General features: G+C 71.8%; 16 protein-coding genes. 10 read left to right on the top strand and 6 right to left on the bottom strand.

Annotated elements, in window-relative coordinates; translation table 11 throughout:
• Positions 1-3: 3 nt before the first annotated feature.
• The 3 genes from B2P18_RS01335 to B2P18_RS01325 all read right to left on the bottom strand — a co-directional run bounded on the left by B2P18_RS01335 (position 4) and on the right by B2P18_RS01325 (position 2,173).
• Positions 4-216 carry a hypothetical protein gene (locus tag B2P18_RS01335; protein ID WP_286955557.1) on the bottom strand — a complete coding sequence of 71 codons (213 nt, stop codon included), beginning with the start codon at positions 214-216 and terminating at the stop codon, positions 4-6.
• Between the two features lie 86 nt (positions 217-302).
• Entirely contained in the window at positions 303-1,136 is an 834-nt protein-coding gene (locus B2P18_RS01330; RefSeq protein WP_286955556.1) for an ABC transporter permease, read from the bottom strand.
• Positions 1,133-2,173, bottom strand: a complete 1,041-nt coding sequence (locus B2P18_RS01325) for an ATP-binding cassette domain-containing protein (RefSeq protein WP_286955555.1) — start codon at positions 2,171-2,173, stop codon at positions 1,133-1,135. The genes B2P18_RS01330 and B2P18_RS01325 overlap by 4 nt, the downstream gene beginning before the upstream one ends.
• Positions 2,174-2,484: 311 nt before the next feature.
• On the opposite strand from B2P18_RS01325, the gene B2P18_RS01320 reads away from it, so the two are divergent.
• Entirely contained in the window at positions 2,485-3,390 is a 906-nt protein-coding gene (locus tag B2P18_RS01320) for a cation diffusion facilitator family transporter (RefSeq protein WP_286955554.1), read from the top strand.
• A gap of 42 nt (positions 3,391-3,432) precedes the next feature.
• Here the strand turns inward: B2P18_RS01320 and B2P18_RS01315 are convergent, their stop codons facing one another.
• Positions 3,433-3,792 carry an ArsR/SmtB family transcription factor gene (locus B2P18_RS01315; protein WP_376783705.1) on the bottom strand — a complete coding sequence of 120 codons (360 nt, stop codon included), beginning with the start codon at positions 3,790-3,792 and terminating at the stop codon, positions 3,433-3,435.
• An 81-nt stretch (positions 3,793-3,873) separates the two neighbouring features.
• Between B2P18_RS01315 and arsB the strand changes: the two genes are divergently transcribed.
• From arsB to B2P18_RS01275, 8 genes are read left to right on the top strand one after another with little or no spacing between them, the layout of a single operon-like run.
• Positions 3,874-4,956 carry an ACR3 family arsenite efflux transporter gene (gene arsB / locus B2P18_RS01310; RefSeq protein ID WP_286955553.1) on the top strand — a complete coding sequence of 361 codons (1,083 nt, stop codon included), beginning with the start codon at positions 3,874-3,876 and terminating at the stop codon, positions 4,954-4,956.
• A 27-nt stretch (positions 4,957-4,983) separates the two neighbouring features.
• A complete protein-coding gene (gene arsD / locus B2P18_RS01305; RefSeq protein WP_286955552.1) occupies positions 4,984-5,385 on the top strand; it encodes an arsenite efflux transporter metallochaperone ArsD in 402 nt (133 codons plus the stop codon).
• Positions 5,385-7,154, top strand: coding sequence for an arsenical pump-driving ATPase (gene arsA, locus B2P18_RS01300; RefSeq protein WP_286955551.1), 1,770 nt, complete (start codon positions 5,385-5,387; stop codon positions 7,152-7,154). Before arsD ends, arsA begins: the two co-directional genes overlap by 1 nt.
• Before the next feature lie 40 nt (positions 7,155-7,194).
• Positions 7,195-8,223, top strand: a complete 1,029-nt coding sequence (locus B2P18_RS01295) for a low molecular weight phosphatase family protein (protein ID WP_286955550.1) — start codon at positions 7,195-7,197, stop codon at positions 8,221-8,223.
• 53 nt (positions 8,224-8,276) lie between these two features.
• Entirely contained in the window at positions 8,277-8,702 is a 426-nt protein-coding gene (locus tag B2P18_RS01290; RefSeq protein WP_286955549.1) for an arsenate reductase ArsC, read from the top strand.
• 42 nt (positions 8,703-8,744) lie between these two features.
• Complete coding sequence (locus B2P18_RS01285) at positions 8,745-9,260, top strand: transporter substrate-binding domain-containing protein (RefSeq protein ID WP_037212532.1); 516 nt, start codon at positions 8,745-8,747, stop codon at positions 9,258-9,260.
• The gene (locus B2P18_RS01280) at positions 9,257-10,246 is read left to right on the top strand and encodes a cation transporter (RefSeq protein ID WP_286955548.1); all 990 of its coding nucleotides are present in this window, start codon (positions 9,257-9,259) and stop codon (positions 10,244-10,246) included. The genes B2P18_RS01285 and B2P18_RS01280 overlap by 4 nt, the downstream gene beginning before the upstream one ends.
• A 22-nt stretch (positions 10,247-10,268) precedes the next feature.
• Positions 10,269-11,006: a DUF72 domain-containing protein gene (locus tag B2P18_RS01275; RefSeq protein ID WP_286955547.1), complete on the top strand. Its 738-nt coding sequence runs from the start codon at positions 10,269-10,271 to the stop codon at positions 11,004-11,006.
• A gap of 102 nt (positions 11,007-11,108) precedes the next feature.
• On the opposite strand, the gene B2P18_RS01270 is transcribed toward B2P18_RS01275, so the two are convergent.
• Positions 11,109-11,852, bottom strand: coding sequence for a sulfite exporter TauE/SafE family protein (locus B2P18_RS01270; RefSeq protein ID WP_286955546.1), 744 nt, complete (start codon positions 11,850-11,852; stop codon positions 11,109-11,111).
• Positions 11,853-11,955: 103 nt separating this feature from the next.
• Positions 11,956-12,660, bottom strand: a complete 705-nt coding sequence (locus B2P18_RS01265) for a DUF2470 domain-containing protein (RefSeq protein ID WP_286955545.1) — start codon at positions 12,658-12,660, stop codon at positions 11,956-11,958.
• Between the two features lie 154 nt (positions 12,661-12,814).
• Between B2P18_RS01265 and B2P18_RS01260 the strand changes: the two genes are divergently transcribed.
• A complete protein-coding gene (locus B2P18_RS01260; protein ID WP_029210828.1) occupies positions 12,815-13,156 on the top strand; it encodes a VOC family protein in 342 nt (113 codons plus the stop codon).
• Positions 13,157-13,262: the final 106 nt, after the last annotated feature.

Here is a 13,262-nt window from a genome sequence, read left to right as displayed (position 1 = left end):
CGCTCAAGTCGGAAGAGCCACCAACGTCTTGTCCACGTGCCAGAAAGCGCGACCCATGATGGCCTTCGCTGGGTACTTCTCTCCCTGATGCTGGATGCGGTGCTTGATGTTTCGGTCGCCGAACCCGTAATAGCGCAGAAATCGGGCCTCAGTTGATGCCTGGCACTCCTCGATGGCCTTCAGTACCGCGTCGCGGGTGAGCGTGGGTAGTTGCACGTGCCTGAGAGTAGCGAGAGGCCGCACGCTGCGTGGACAGTGCCCCGGGTTTCGGCATACGGGCTGGGGCAGGGAGAGGCAATGGGTCAGCGGGCGACGGAGCGCTGGTAGGTCCGGATCGACAGCGGGACGAACACCAGCAGCAGCCCGACGATCCAGGCGATGGTGTAGATCTCGGCGTGCTGCAGGGCCCAGGTGTACTCGATCCGCTCGCGCATCCCTGCGGCGTCGCCACCCCCGCCCGGCGTGAGCGCGAAGAGGTTGCCCAGGTTGTCGCGGGCGGCGTGGGTGATGGTCGAGACGGGGTTCCACCCGGCGATGGTGCGCAGGACGGCCGGCATGTTCTCGCTCGGCACGAAGGTGTTGGCGACGAAGGTCAGCGGGAAGATGATCATGAAGGTCGCGTTGTTGAAGATCTCCGGGGCGCGGACCTTGAGCCCGATGTAGGCCATGACCCAGCTGATCGCGTACGCGAACGCCAGCATCAGCGCGTAGGCCAGCAGCGCGCGCAGCAGCCCGTCGCGGATCCGCCACCCGATCGCGAGACCGGTCAGCGTCATGATGATCAGCACGATGACGTTGTTGAGCAGGTCGCTGAAGGTGCGTCCGGTGAGCACCGCGCCGGGGTGCATGGGCAGCGTGCGGAAGCGGTCGATGACGCCCTTCTGCATGTCCTCGGCCATGCCGGATCCGGTGATGGTGGCGCCGAAGATGATGGTCTGCGCAAAGATGCCGGCCATCAGGAACTCGCGGTAGCCCTGGCCGTTGCCGGATCCTGCGAGCGAACCGAAGACATAGCCGAACAGCAGGATGAACATGATCGGCTGCAGCGTCGTGAAGACGATCAGGTCGGGAACGCGCTTGATCTTGATCAGGTTTCGTCGGGCGATGGTGCTGGCGTCGGCGAGCAGCGTGCTCATCGGAGGTCTCCCTGCCCGGACGTGGCCGGCTCGGTGGCGATCGGGTCGGTGGCGGTGGGGTCTGCGTCCTCGGCCGGGCGGCCGGTCAGCGACAGGAAGGCGTCGTCGAGCGTGGGGCGCCGGACGCCGATGTCCTGCACCGTGATTCCCCGGTCGCCGAGCCGCTGGACGGCGTCGACGAGGGTGCGGGTCCCGCCTGCGGCGGGCAGCGTGAGCTCGCGGGTGTGCTCCTCCCCCTTGACCTGCCCCTCACCCAGTCCTTCGAGGACCTCGCGAGCCAGCCGTATGTCGGAGGCGTCGGCCACTGTCACGTGCAGGCGGCCGCCGCCGACCTGGTCTTTGAGCTGGTCGGCGGTTCCCTCGGCGATGACCCGACCGTGGTCGACGACCAGGATGTTGTCGGCGAGGCGGTCGGCCTCCTCGAGGTACTGCGTCGTGAGGAGCACGGTCGTGCCCTCGCGGACCAGGTCACCGATGACGTCCCACATGTCGCCGCGGCTGCGCGGGTCCAGGCCGGTGGTGGGCTCGTCGAGGAAGATCACGGGCGGCCGCGCGACGAGGGCCCCGGCGAGGTCGAGGCGGCGACGCATCCCGCCGGAGTAGGTCTTGGCCGGGCGGTCGGCCGCCTCCTCGAGGCGGAAGTCCCGCAGCAGCTGGCGCGCCCGCTGCCGGGAGTCCTTGGCAGAGAGGTGGTAGAGGCGGCCCACCATCTCGAGGTTCTCGTAGCCCGTGAGGTACTCGTCGACGGCGGCGTACTGCCCGGAGACGCCGATGAGCCTGCGCACCGCCTGGGGGTCGTGGACGACGTCGGCGCCCGCGACGGTGGCCCTCCCGGAGTCCGGGCGGACGAGGGTGGTGAGCATGCGGACCGTGGTGGTCTTGCCGGCGCCGTTGGGGCCGAGCACGCCGAGGACGCTGCCCTCGGGCACTGTGAGCGAGATGCCGTCGGCCGCCCTGACGATCGATCCGGTGCGCCCCCTGCCGCTCCGGTAGTGCTTGACGAGGTGGTCAGCGATCACCGCTGGGGTGGATGACATGAGGCGAGCATGGCAGAGGTGTGGGTGCCATCCCAGGCCTCTGCGGTCAGGAGCTGTCCGCTGGTTGCTCTTGCTGCTGTTCGGTCGTTCGCTCGTCGTCGAGCTGCCAGGCGGCGAGTGCGGTGTGGTGGCCGGTGGATCGGGTGCCAAGGCGGCCGTCGAGGCGCTGGCCCTTGCCCTGCGCAAGGAGGTCGCGCCCCTCGGTCTCACGGCCACGGTGGTCGAGCCCGCGGGCCGGCGACGCAGGGAGCACGACACGGTGCTCGGGCCGAGCCGGGGGGCCGACCACGACGGACGGGTAGCCTCGATGTATGCACGACCACGCGCACGACACCTCCAACCGCGCGCGCCTGGCGATCGCCCTGGCCATCACGGCGACGATCCTGGTGGGGGAGCTGGTCGGCGCCGCCGTCACCGGGAGCCTGGCGCTGCTCGTGGACGCAGCGCACATGCTCACCGACACCATGGGGCTGGCCGTCGCGCTGGTGGCCGCCGCACTGATGGCCCGTCCGCCCTCGGCCCGTCGGACGTGGGGCTGGCAGCGGGCGGAGGTCCTCGCGGCCGGCGGGCAGGCGACGATCCTGCTCGGGGTCGGGGCCTACGCGATCGTCGAGGGCGTCCAGCGGCTGCTCGCGCCGCCCGAGATCCGGCCGCAGGCGCTCGTCGTGGTGGGCGTCGTCGGCCTGATCGGCAACCTCGTGGCGATGCTCGTGCTGAGCGGGAGCCGGGGCAGCAACCTCAACATGCGGGCCGCCTTCCTCGAGGTGGTCAACGACGCCCTGGGCTCGGTCGCCGTCATCGTCGCCGCGATCGTGATCGCCACGACCGGGTGGGCCAGGGCCGACGCCGTGGCGGGCCTGGCCGTCGCGGCCCTGATCGTCCCCCGCGCCGTCGTCCTGCTGCGCGAGTCCGGATCGATCCTGCTCGAGAGCGTGCCGTCCGGGCTGGACCTGGAGGAGGTGCGCCGGCACATCCTCGGGGTGGACCACGTCGTCGACGTGCACGACCTGCACGCCTCGGTCGTCGCCACCGGCCTGCCCGTCCTGTCCGCCCACGTGGTGCTCGCCGACGAGTGCTTCTCGGACGGGCACGCCCTGCGGATCCTGGACCACCTGCAGGAGTGCGTGGCCGGGCACTTCGCGGTCAGCGTGGAGCACTCGACCTTCCAGCTCGAGGCGGTGTCCCATCGCGACCACGAGGCGCACGTCCACGCCTGATCCGTCGCGCCCGGTGCCGCGAGTGGCGGCAGTGGGTCGGGATCAGCAGCAGCGGGCGTCGCCGGTGGTGGTGCCCAGGAAAGCGCGTGCCACGTCCAGGACCTCGGGCACGACGGCGTAGTGCGCCCAGCGACCGCGCTGCTCGCGCGTGATGATCCCCGCGCTGACGAGCCTCTTGAGGTGGTGGCTCAGGGTGGGCTGGCTGATCCCCAGCTCGTCCGGCAGGTGGCAGGCGCACACCGTGCCGCCCTGGGCCGCGGCGATGTAGCCCACCAGCCGCACGCGGGTCGGGTCGGCCAGCGCCCTGAACAGATCGGCCAGGCAGGCGGCGCGATCCGCGGGCATCAGGGTGGTGCTGCCCGCGGCGCAGCAGTCCGTCGAGGCGGTGGCCAAGGTCGTCATACGGCGATGGTATCCGCCATATTGACAACTATCAATGCGAGTGCCAGGCTCCAGATCGACGAACGTCGATGAGAGGAAGCCATGACCACCACCGACCGCGCGCCCGAGACCTCGGTCACGGCGCGGCTGTCCACCCTCGACCGCTACCTGCCGGTGTGGATCGGCGTCGCCATGGTCGGCGGCCTCCTGCTCGGGCGCCTGGTGCCGGGCCTCGGTGACGGGCTCGCCGCTGTCGAGGTCGACGGGGTCTCGCTGCCGATCGCGGTCGGTCTGCTCGTGATGATGTATCCGGTGCTCGCCAAGGTCCGCTACGACCGCCTCGACACCGTGACGCGCGACGGTCGGATGCTCGGCTCCAGCCTCGTCCTCAACTGGGTCGTCGGGCCCGCGCTGATGTTCGCCCTCGCGTGGACCTTCCTGCCCGACCTGCCGGAGTACCGCACCGGGCTGATCATCGTCGGCCTGGCCCGCTGCATCGCCATGGTGATCATCTGGAACGACCTGGCCTGCGGCGACCGCGAGGCTGCTGCCTTGCTCGTCGCCCTCAACTCGATCTTCCAGGTCATCGCGTTCGCTGCCCTCGGCTGGTTCTACCTGTCGGTGCTGCCCGGCTGGCTCGGGCTCGAGCAGTCCGCCCTGGACGTCTCCCCGTGGGAGATCGCCACGAGCGTCCTGATCTTCCTCGGCATCCCGCTGCTGGCGGGCTACCTGTCCCGCCGGATCGGCGAGAAGCGTTGGGGGAGAGAGTCGTACGAGCGGGGGTTCCTGCCGAAGGTCGGGCCCTGGGCCCTCTACGGGCTGCTCTTCACGATCGTCATCCTCTTCGCCCTGCAGGGGGAGCAGATCACCAACCGGCCGCTGGACGTGGCGCGCATCGCGCTGCCCCTGCTCGTCTACTTCGCCCTGATGTGGGGCGTGTCCTACGTCCTCGGGCGGGTGCTCGGCATGGGCTACGAGCGCACGACGACCCTGGCGTTCACGGCCGCGGGCAACAACTTCGAGCTGGCCATCGCCGTGGCGATCGCGACCTTCGGCGTGACCTCGGGGCAGGCGCTGGCCGGCGTCGTCGGCCCGCTGATCGAGGTGCCCGTGCTCGTCGGCCTGGTCTACGTCAGCCTCTGGCTGCGCCGCCGCTTCCCGCACGCCGCTGACACCCCCCGCTGACACCCCCCGCTGACACCCAAGCCACCGATGCCCGAGATCTACGTCTACGAGCCCGCCCTCTGCTGCAACACGGGCGTCTGCGGCCCCGACCTCGACCACGCCCCGGTGACCTTCACCGCCGACCTCGACCACGTCGTCCAGGCTGGTAGCGCGGCCCAGCGGCACAACCTCGCCAACGACCCCCAGGCCTTCGCGCAGGACGAGACCGTCCGGTCCTTCCTGCAGGTCGCCGGGTCCGAGGGCCTGCCGCTCACGACCGTCGACGGGGTCACCGTCCTCACCGGGCGCTATCCCACGCGGGAGGAGCTCCTGCGGTATGCCGGGCAGGCGGCCGCCGCGTCGCCGCGTCCCGACCTCGGGCTCACCGCCGCCACCACCGGCGAGGGGCGCGGCCCGGGCTGCTGCAGCGGCGACACCGGGTGCTGCTGATGTCCGAGCCGACCTTCCTGCAGGACCTGCCGCGGTTCGTCTTCTTCACGGGCAAGGGCGGTGTCGGCAAGACCTCGTTGGCCTGCGCCACCGCGGTCCACCTCGCCGAGCAGGGCCGCCGCGTCCTGCTGACCAGCACCGACCCCGCGTCCAACGTCGGCCAGGTCTTTGGCCTCACCATCGGCAACCGGATCACGCCGGTCCCGGAGGTGCCCGGCCTGGCCGCCCTCGAGATCGACCCAGAGCAGGCGGCCGAGGCCTATCGCGAACGGATCGTCGCCCCCGTCCGCGGGCTGCTGCCCGAGCGCGAGATCGCCTCGATGACCGAGCAGCTGTCCGGGTCCTGCACGACCGAGGTCGCGTCCTTCGACGAGTTCACGGCGCTGCTCGCCGACGAGGCCGCGACCGCGTCCTACGACCACGTCCTGTTCGACACCGCCCCCACCGGGCACACCATCCGCCTCCTGCAGCTGCCGGGGGAATGGACCGAGTTCCTCGACCGCGGCAAGGGCGACGCCTCCTGCCTGGGCCCGCTCGCCGGGCTGGACAAGCAGCGCAGCGCCTACCGCGCCGCCGTCGACGTCCTGCGCGACCAGGACCTCACCCGGCTGGTGCTCGTCGCCCGACCCCAGGCGTCCAGCCTCGCCGAGGTCGGCCGCACCCGGGAAGAGCTCGCCGACGTCGGCCTGACCCGCCCGCACCTCGTCGTCAACGCCGTCCTGCCCGACACCGGAAGCGACGACCCGCTGGCCGCCGCGATCCGCGGTCGCGAGCAGGCCGCCGTCGCCGCGATCCCCGGCTTCCTCCGCGACCTGCCCCGCACCACCGTGCCGCTCGCGCCGGTCAACGCGGTTGGCGTGCAGGCGCTGCGTCTGCTGCTCGGCGGGGACCGGGTCGAGTCGCCGACCCCGGAGCGGGGCAGCCGGCCGGCATGCGGCTCCCTCGGCGAGATGGTCGACCAGCTCGCCGCCGACCGGGACCACGGCCTGATCATGTGCATGGGCAAGGGTGGCGTCGGCAAGACCACCGTCGCCGCCGCCGTCGCGGTGGCCCTCGCGCGGCGCGGGCACGACGTGCACCTGACCACCACCGACCCCGCCGCCCACCTCGCCGAGACCCTCGCCGGCGACGTCGAACACCTCACCGTCTCGCGCATCGACCCGCACGAGGCGGTCGCCGACTACCGGGCGCGGGTGCTCGCAACCCAGGGCAAGGGGCTCGACGCGGCCGGCATCGCGCTGCTCGAGGAGGACCTGCGTTCGCCGTGCACCGAGGAGATCGCCGTCTTCCAGAAGTTCTCCAAGGCGGTGGCGGCATCACGGCGGCAGTTCGTCGTGATGGACACCGCCCCGACCGGGCACACCCTCCTGCTGCTCGACGCCACCGGGTCCTACCACCGCCAGATGGCGCGCCAGATGGGAGAGACCACGCACTACACCACCCCGCTGATGCGCCTGCAGGACGCCGAGCAGACCCAGGTCCTCCTCGTCACCCTCCCCGAGACCACCCCCGTCCTGGAGGCCACTGGACTGCAGGGCGACCTGCGGCGTGCGGGAATCGAACCCTGGGCCTGGGTGGTCAACGGCAGCTTGTCAGCCGCCGCCCCGACCGACCGGCTGCTCGCCGCCCGCGCCGCCGCCGAGACGGAGCCCCTTGCCGCCGTGGCCGAGCGCGCGGGCCGGGTGGCCGTCATACCTCTCCTCCCCGACGAGCCCGTCGGCGCCGACGCCCTGTCCGCACTCACGACCGTCGCCGCGCCAGTCCACTGAACCAGCCCGCCTGCCCCATCACCCACCCACAGGAGCAGCCATGAGCACACCCTCCGTCCTGTTCGTCTGCGTCAAGAACGGCGGCAAGTCCCAGATGGCCGCCGCCCTCGCCCGGCAGCTGGCCGGCGACGCCGTCACCGTCCACTCCGCCGGGACCAGGCCCGGCTCCGACCTCAACGCGGCTTCGCGTGCCAGCGTCGAGGAGGTGGGCGCCTCGATGGAGGGGGAGCACCCCAAGCCCATCGACCCGGCCCTGCTCGACAGCGTCGACCGGGTGGTCGTGATCGGCCGGGAGGCCGTCATCGAGCGGCCGGGCCGCGCCCCGATCGAGGTGTGGGAGACCGACGAGCCGTCCGCGCGGGGGATCGAGGGTGGTGAGCGCATGGCGCTGATCCGCGCCGACATCACCGGACGCGTCGTCGACCTGGTCATGCAGCTGACGGGCCAGCCGGCGGCGCACGGCGACCGCTACCGCAAGGTCGTCTCCGACCTGACGCACCGGTTCGACGGCGTCTTCACCCCTGACGAGGTGCTCGCGGCGGTGCGGGCGGCCCACGCCTCGCTCGCCGCCCGAAGCACCGTCCCGAACTACCTCCCGGTCCTCGTCGAGCGCTTCGCCAAGGAGCAGCTCGTCGCGCACGCGCAGGCCACCGGCGCCCATGCCAAGCCGCACCCCGAGCTGCTCTTCGTCTGCGTGCACAACGCCGGCCGCTCGCAGATCGCGGCCGCGCTCGCCAAGCACCTGTCGGGCGGCCGGGTCAACGTCCGGTCGGCGGGGTCCCAGCCGGTCGGCGAGATCAACCAGGTGGCGCTGCAGGTTCTCGCCGAGCGCGGTGTCCCCGTGCCCGACGTCTATCCAAAGCCACTCACCAACGACGTGCTGCTCGCCGCCGACGTGATCGTCACCATGGGCTGCGGCGACGAGTGTCCCTACCACCCCGGCCGCCGCTACGAGGACTGGCCCGTCGCCGACCCCGAGGGCGCCGACCTGCCGACCGTCCGCGCCATCACCGACGACATCCAGATCCGCGTCACCCAGCTCCTGGGTGAGCTGCTCAACGACGACTGACCTGCACCGCACGACGCCCCTCGACCCCTCGACCCCTCGACCCAGGAGCCCCGATGAACGACCGCCGACCGTCCGTCATGTTCGTGTGCGTCCACAACGCCGGCCGCTCCCAGATGGGCGCGGCCTACACCCACCACCTGTCCGGCGGGGCCGTCGAGGTGCGTTCGGCGGGCTCGGCCCCCGCCGACGCCGTCAACCCCGCCGTGCGCGAGGCGATGCTCGAGGAGGGCATCGACATCTCCGCCGAGAGGCCCAAGATCCTCTCTCCCGAGGCGGTGCAGGCCTCTGACGTCGTGATCACGATGGGCTGCGGGGACGCCTGCCCCTACTACCCCGGGACGCGCTACGAGGACTGGGAGCTCGCCGACCCCGCCGGTCAGGGCGTCGAGGCCGTGCGACCCATCCGGAACGACATACGGCGCCGGGTGACCGAGCTCCTCGGCGAGCTGGGGGTTGAGGTGCAGCCGCTCGGGCACTGACAACGCCCCTCGTGCCGGCCGAGGTCGCCTAGGGTTCGGTGCATGAACTCTGGTCGACTCCCTGCAGGGGCAGGGTTGCTCGCACGGTCGGCGCTCGCGGCACTGATGACCGCGGCGGTCTCGGCCTGCGGGGTGCAGGTCCCCACCGATCCCGGACGCACCCTGGACCGGGTCCGGTCCGAGCGGGTGCTGCGCGTCGGGGCGACCCACGCGCCGCCGCGCGTCGTCGTCACCGACCCCGACGGGACCCCGAGCGGGCCCGAGGCCGAGCTGGCCCAGCGGTATGCCGAGCACCTCGACGCCCGCGTCGAGTGGACCACCGACAGCGAGGCCGCCCTCGTCGAGGACCTGTCCGACGGAGAGGTCGACCTCGTGGTGGCCGGGCTCGACGCCACCAGCCCCTGGGCCGCCGAGGTCGGACTGACCCGGCCCTATGCCGAGTCCACGGACCCCGGCGGCCAGACCCGGCAGCACGTCCTGGCCGTCCCGGCAGGGGAGAACGCCCTCCTGTCCGACCTCGAGCGCTGGCTCGACAGCTCGGCGGGAGGGGCGTCGTGAGCCGCTCGTCGACGACGAGGTTCGGCGGGACGACGCTGCCGGAGGAGCAGCGCGACGCCCTGCACCGCGCGACCCGCCTCGAGTGGATCACCATCGCCTACATGGTGACCTGCGTGGCCGCCGTCTACCTCGTCATGGGTTCGTCCCAGGCGATGAAGGCCGCCTGGATCGAGGACCTGCTCGCGTTCGTGCCGCCCATCGCCTTCCTGATCGCTCGGAAGCAGGTCGGCAAGAGCCCCTCGCCCGAGTACCCCTACGGCCGCCACCGCGCCGTCGCCAGCGGCCACCTCGCCGCCTCGGTGGCGCTGCTGCTCGTCGGCGCGATGCTGCTGTGGGACTCCGTCACCGGGCTGGTCAAGGCGGAGCACCCACCGATCGGCACCCTCCAGCTGCTCGGGCACACCGTCTGGGCGGGCTGGGTGATGATCGCGGTCATGGCCTACACCCTCGTCGGGCCGATCATCATCGCGCGACGCAAGATGCCGCTGGCCGAGGCGCTCCACGACCGGATCCTCTACGCCGACGCCGACATGCAGAAGGCCGACTGGATGACCGCGGCCGGGTCGATCGCCGGAATCGTCGGCATCGGCCTGGGCTGGTGGTGGGCGGACGCGGCGGTGGCCAGCGCCATCGCCCTGTCCATCGTCAAGGACGGGTGGTCCAACCTCAGGTATGCCGGACGCAACCTCATGGACGGGCGGGCCAGGACCTACGACTCCGCCCACACCCACCCCCTGGTCGCGGAGGTCGACGCGGTCCTGCGGGGATGCGGGTGGGTCTCGGACGCGCGCAGCCGGGTCCGCGACATGGGCCACGTGCTGCACGTCGAGTCCTTCGTGGTGCCACGCGGATCCGCGGCGCTGACGGCGGACGTCGAGGCGGCGGCGGCCGCCATACGAGCCCTGGACTGGAAGCTGGACGACGTGGTGATCATGCCGGTGAGCCGGATCGGTGACCTGCCGGACCCGCTCGCGGACCGCGCGTGACGGGACGAGTCGGAGGATGAGCATGGACGTGCGGATCGGCACCTCGGGGTGGACCTACAAGCTCTGGCGCGGGACCTTCTACCCCGACGGGCTGCGGATCGCCGACCAGCTCGACTACTACGCCGAGCGGTTCGACACCGTCGAGCTCAACGGCTCGCACTACCGCTGGCCCGCCGACACCACCGTCGAGGGCTGGCGCGACCGGCTGCCGGCGGGCTTCGAGATGACGGTCAAGGCGTCGCGCTACCTGTCGCACTACCGCAAGCTCAAGGACCCCGAGGACTGGGTCGAGCGCATCACACACACCCACGACCTGCTCGGTGACAAGGCCGGCCCGCTCGTCGTGCAGCTCCCCGCCGACCTGCACCGCGACGACGACCGGCTCTCGACCTTCCTCGGGATGCTGCCCGAGCGGGTGCGCGTCGCCGTCGAGCCGCAGCACGAGTCCTGGCTCGACGACGGGGTGTTCGACCTGCTCGACCGGCACGGCGCGGGCTTCGTGGTGTCGGTGATCGCGGGGCGCGACCCGGTGCTGCGCGCGACCGGGCGGCTGGCCTACGTGCGGTTCCACAACAGCGATCCGGAATGGCGCTACGGCGGGTCCTTCGACGACGACGCGCTCACGCAGTGGGTGGGGCACCTGCGGGGTCTCACGGCGGGCGGCCGACCTGCCTACTGCTACTTCAACAACGACAACTACGGGTATGCCGCGTTCAACGGCCTCCGCCTCAAGGAGCTGGTCGCCGCCGAGCAGGCGTAGCCACGCCACCTCGCTGCACGAGCCGCCCCGGCGTCGGGTCAGTTCGGTGCTGCTATGACGACACCAAACCCACCCGACGACGGGGGAGGATCGCGACCGGCGTCAGGCGCGGGCCAGCCAGGCGGCGAGCCCGACGCCGGCCACCGCGACGAGCCAGCGCATGACCCGCTCGGGGATCAGCTGCTGCGCGGCGGGGCCGAGGTTGCCACCCACCAGGCAGCCGAGGCCGAGCGCCAGCGCCGCCCACCAGCTCACCGGCCCGAAGGCCATGAACAACACCGCGGCCACGATGTTGGTGGCGGCGAGCAGCACGGACTTGAGGATCATCGACCGCCCGAACGCGTCGCTGGAGGCGAGCAGCGCGAGCGCGAGGTAGATCGTGCCCGCGCCGGCGCCGAAGTACCCGCCATACGTGCTCACCACGAGGACCCCGGCGAGGTAGACCCAGCGGGGTGCGGACCGGTCTCCCTGCAGGCGTCGCAGGCGCGGGGAGACCAGGACCATGAGCGACGCCAGCAGGATGAGCCACGGCACGACGAGCTGGAAGGAGCCTTCGCCGCCGACCAGCAGCACCGCGGCGCCGATCCCGCCGCCGAGGGCCGCGAGGCCGAGCTGCAGCAGCAGGTCCCGTCGTCCGCCGGCGAGCAGCGTGGGCATCGCGCGGGTGGCCGCACCGGCGCCGATCCCGATCAGGCCGAGGGTCTGGCTGACGTTGGCGGCGACGGGGGACAGTACCGCCGCGAGCATGGCGGGATAGGACACGAGCGAGGCCATGCCGGTCAGGTAGCCCACGAATCCCGTTGCCACCCCGGCCAGCACGAGCAGGGCGAAGGTCGTCAGCTCCACCGCGTCGCCGCCGGTCCCACGAGGGCGGGCGCGTGGCCGGGATCCGTCATGTGCTGCAGGGTAGCCCCGCGGCTGGCCGTGGTCGGGATGGGCGGTCCGGCGCTCAGGTGCGCAGGAGCGTGCTCAGCGCCTGGACCGCCTCGCACCCGCAGCCGACGACGTGGGGGAAGGGCACGCGCACGTCGTGCACGCCGCCCTCCTGCTCGACACGCATGACGACGCCGCGGGTGTCGGCGAGGACGGGGCGCACCCTGGCGTCGGGGCCGAGGGGGAGGTGGCGCGAGACGAGCGCCCGCACGAGCTCGCGGTGGCCCTCGTCGAGGTGGGCCATCCACCGGTCCTCCCACCCGCCGAGCGGGTCGATGCGCGCGGCGACGTAGTCCTGCGGCTCGACGACCTGATAGGTCGGTCGGCCGTCCGTGGTCTCGATCCGCCACTCGAGGCTCACGCGGCTGGGCGTCAGGCGCCCCACGGGCGTGCCGTCGGACACCGCGAGGTGCTCGGCCAGGTCGTCGCGGATCGGTCCGAGATGCACGTCGACCGTCCCCGTCATGCGGACGATGCCCCGCACCCGATCGGCCCGGTGCGCGCAGGAGACGTCGACCGCGACCAGGTCCAGGACGGGCAGGTCGGCCCCGGGGGCGACGCGCAGCGCGCAGCGGGGTGGGACCTCGCCGAGCGAGAAGAGCACGGCGCCGGAGCGTTCGAGGGCGTGGCGGCGCAGCAGCACCCGGTGGTCGAGCACGCCGAGCTCGACGTGCGTCGAGGTGGCCATCACGGTCTTGGCGCGGGGGTCGGCGTCGATCACGGGGCCCTCCTCCATCCGTTCGTCCGTCAGCAGCCTTCGACTTAGGCAACCCTAACTTAATCCGAGGCGGAAGAGACCTAACTATCCATTAACGTTTGCCGGTTATCAAACTAGCGTCATGGCATCACCGGTCAAGGGAGAGGGAAGAGGAGCCATGAGCATCAGCATCGGCAACGTGTGCGTGGACACGAACGACCTGTCGGGCAGCACCGCCTTCTGGCGGGCGGTGACCGGCTACCAGGTCGCGTCCTCGGACGAGGGCACGACCTATCTCGAGGACCCGGGCAAGGGCGGCGTGGGTCTGTCCCTGCAGCTCGTGCCCGAGCCGCGAGCAGGCAAGAACCGGCTGCACCTGGACCTGTTCACCGGCGACCTGGCTGGCGAGGTGGGCCGGATCCGCGACCTCGGGGCCACCGAGGTGCAGAGGTTCGACGACGACGGGTGGGTCGTCCTGGCCGATCCCGACGGCAACCAGTTCTGCGTGGTCGCCTCCTAGCCGCGGTGGTCCTGGCCCTCACGGTCATCACGCCGGGCACCCAGGCCCGGACAGGCGTCGAGGAGCCGTCGTCGCGCGCCGACCAACCTCGATAGGCGGGTTAGAA

The sequence above is a fragment of the Arsenicicoccus sp. UBA2120 genome, from assembly GCF_002330965.1.
GTDB lineage: Bacteria > Actinomycetota > Actinomycetes > Actinomycetales > Dermatophilaceae > Arsenicicoccus > Arsenicicoccus bolidensis.
Note: the sequence above shows the minus strand (reverse complement) of the source record. Positions and strands in the feature narration are given on the sequence as shown.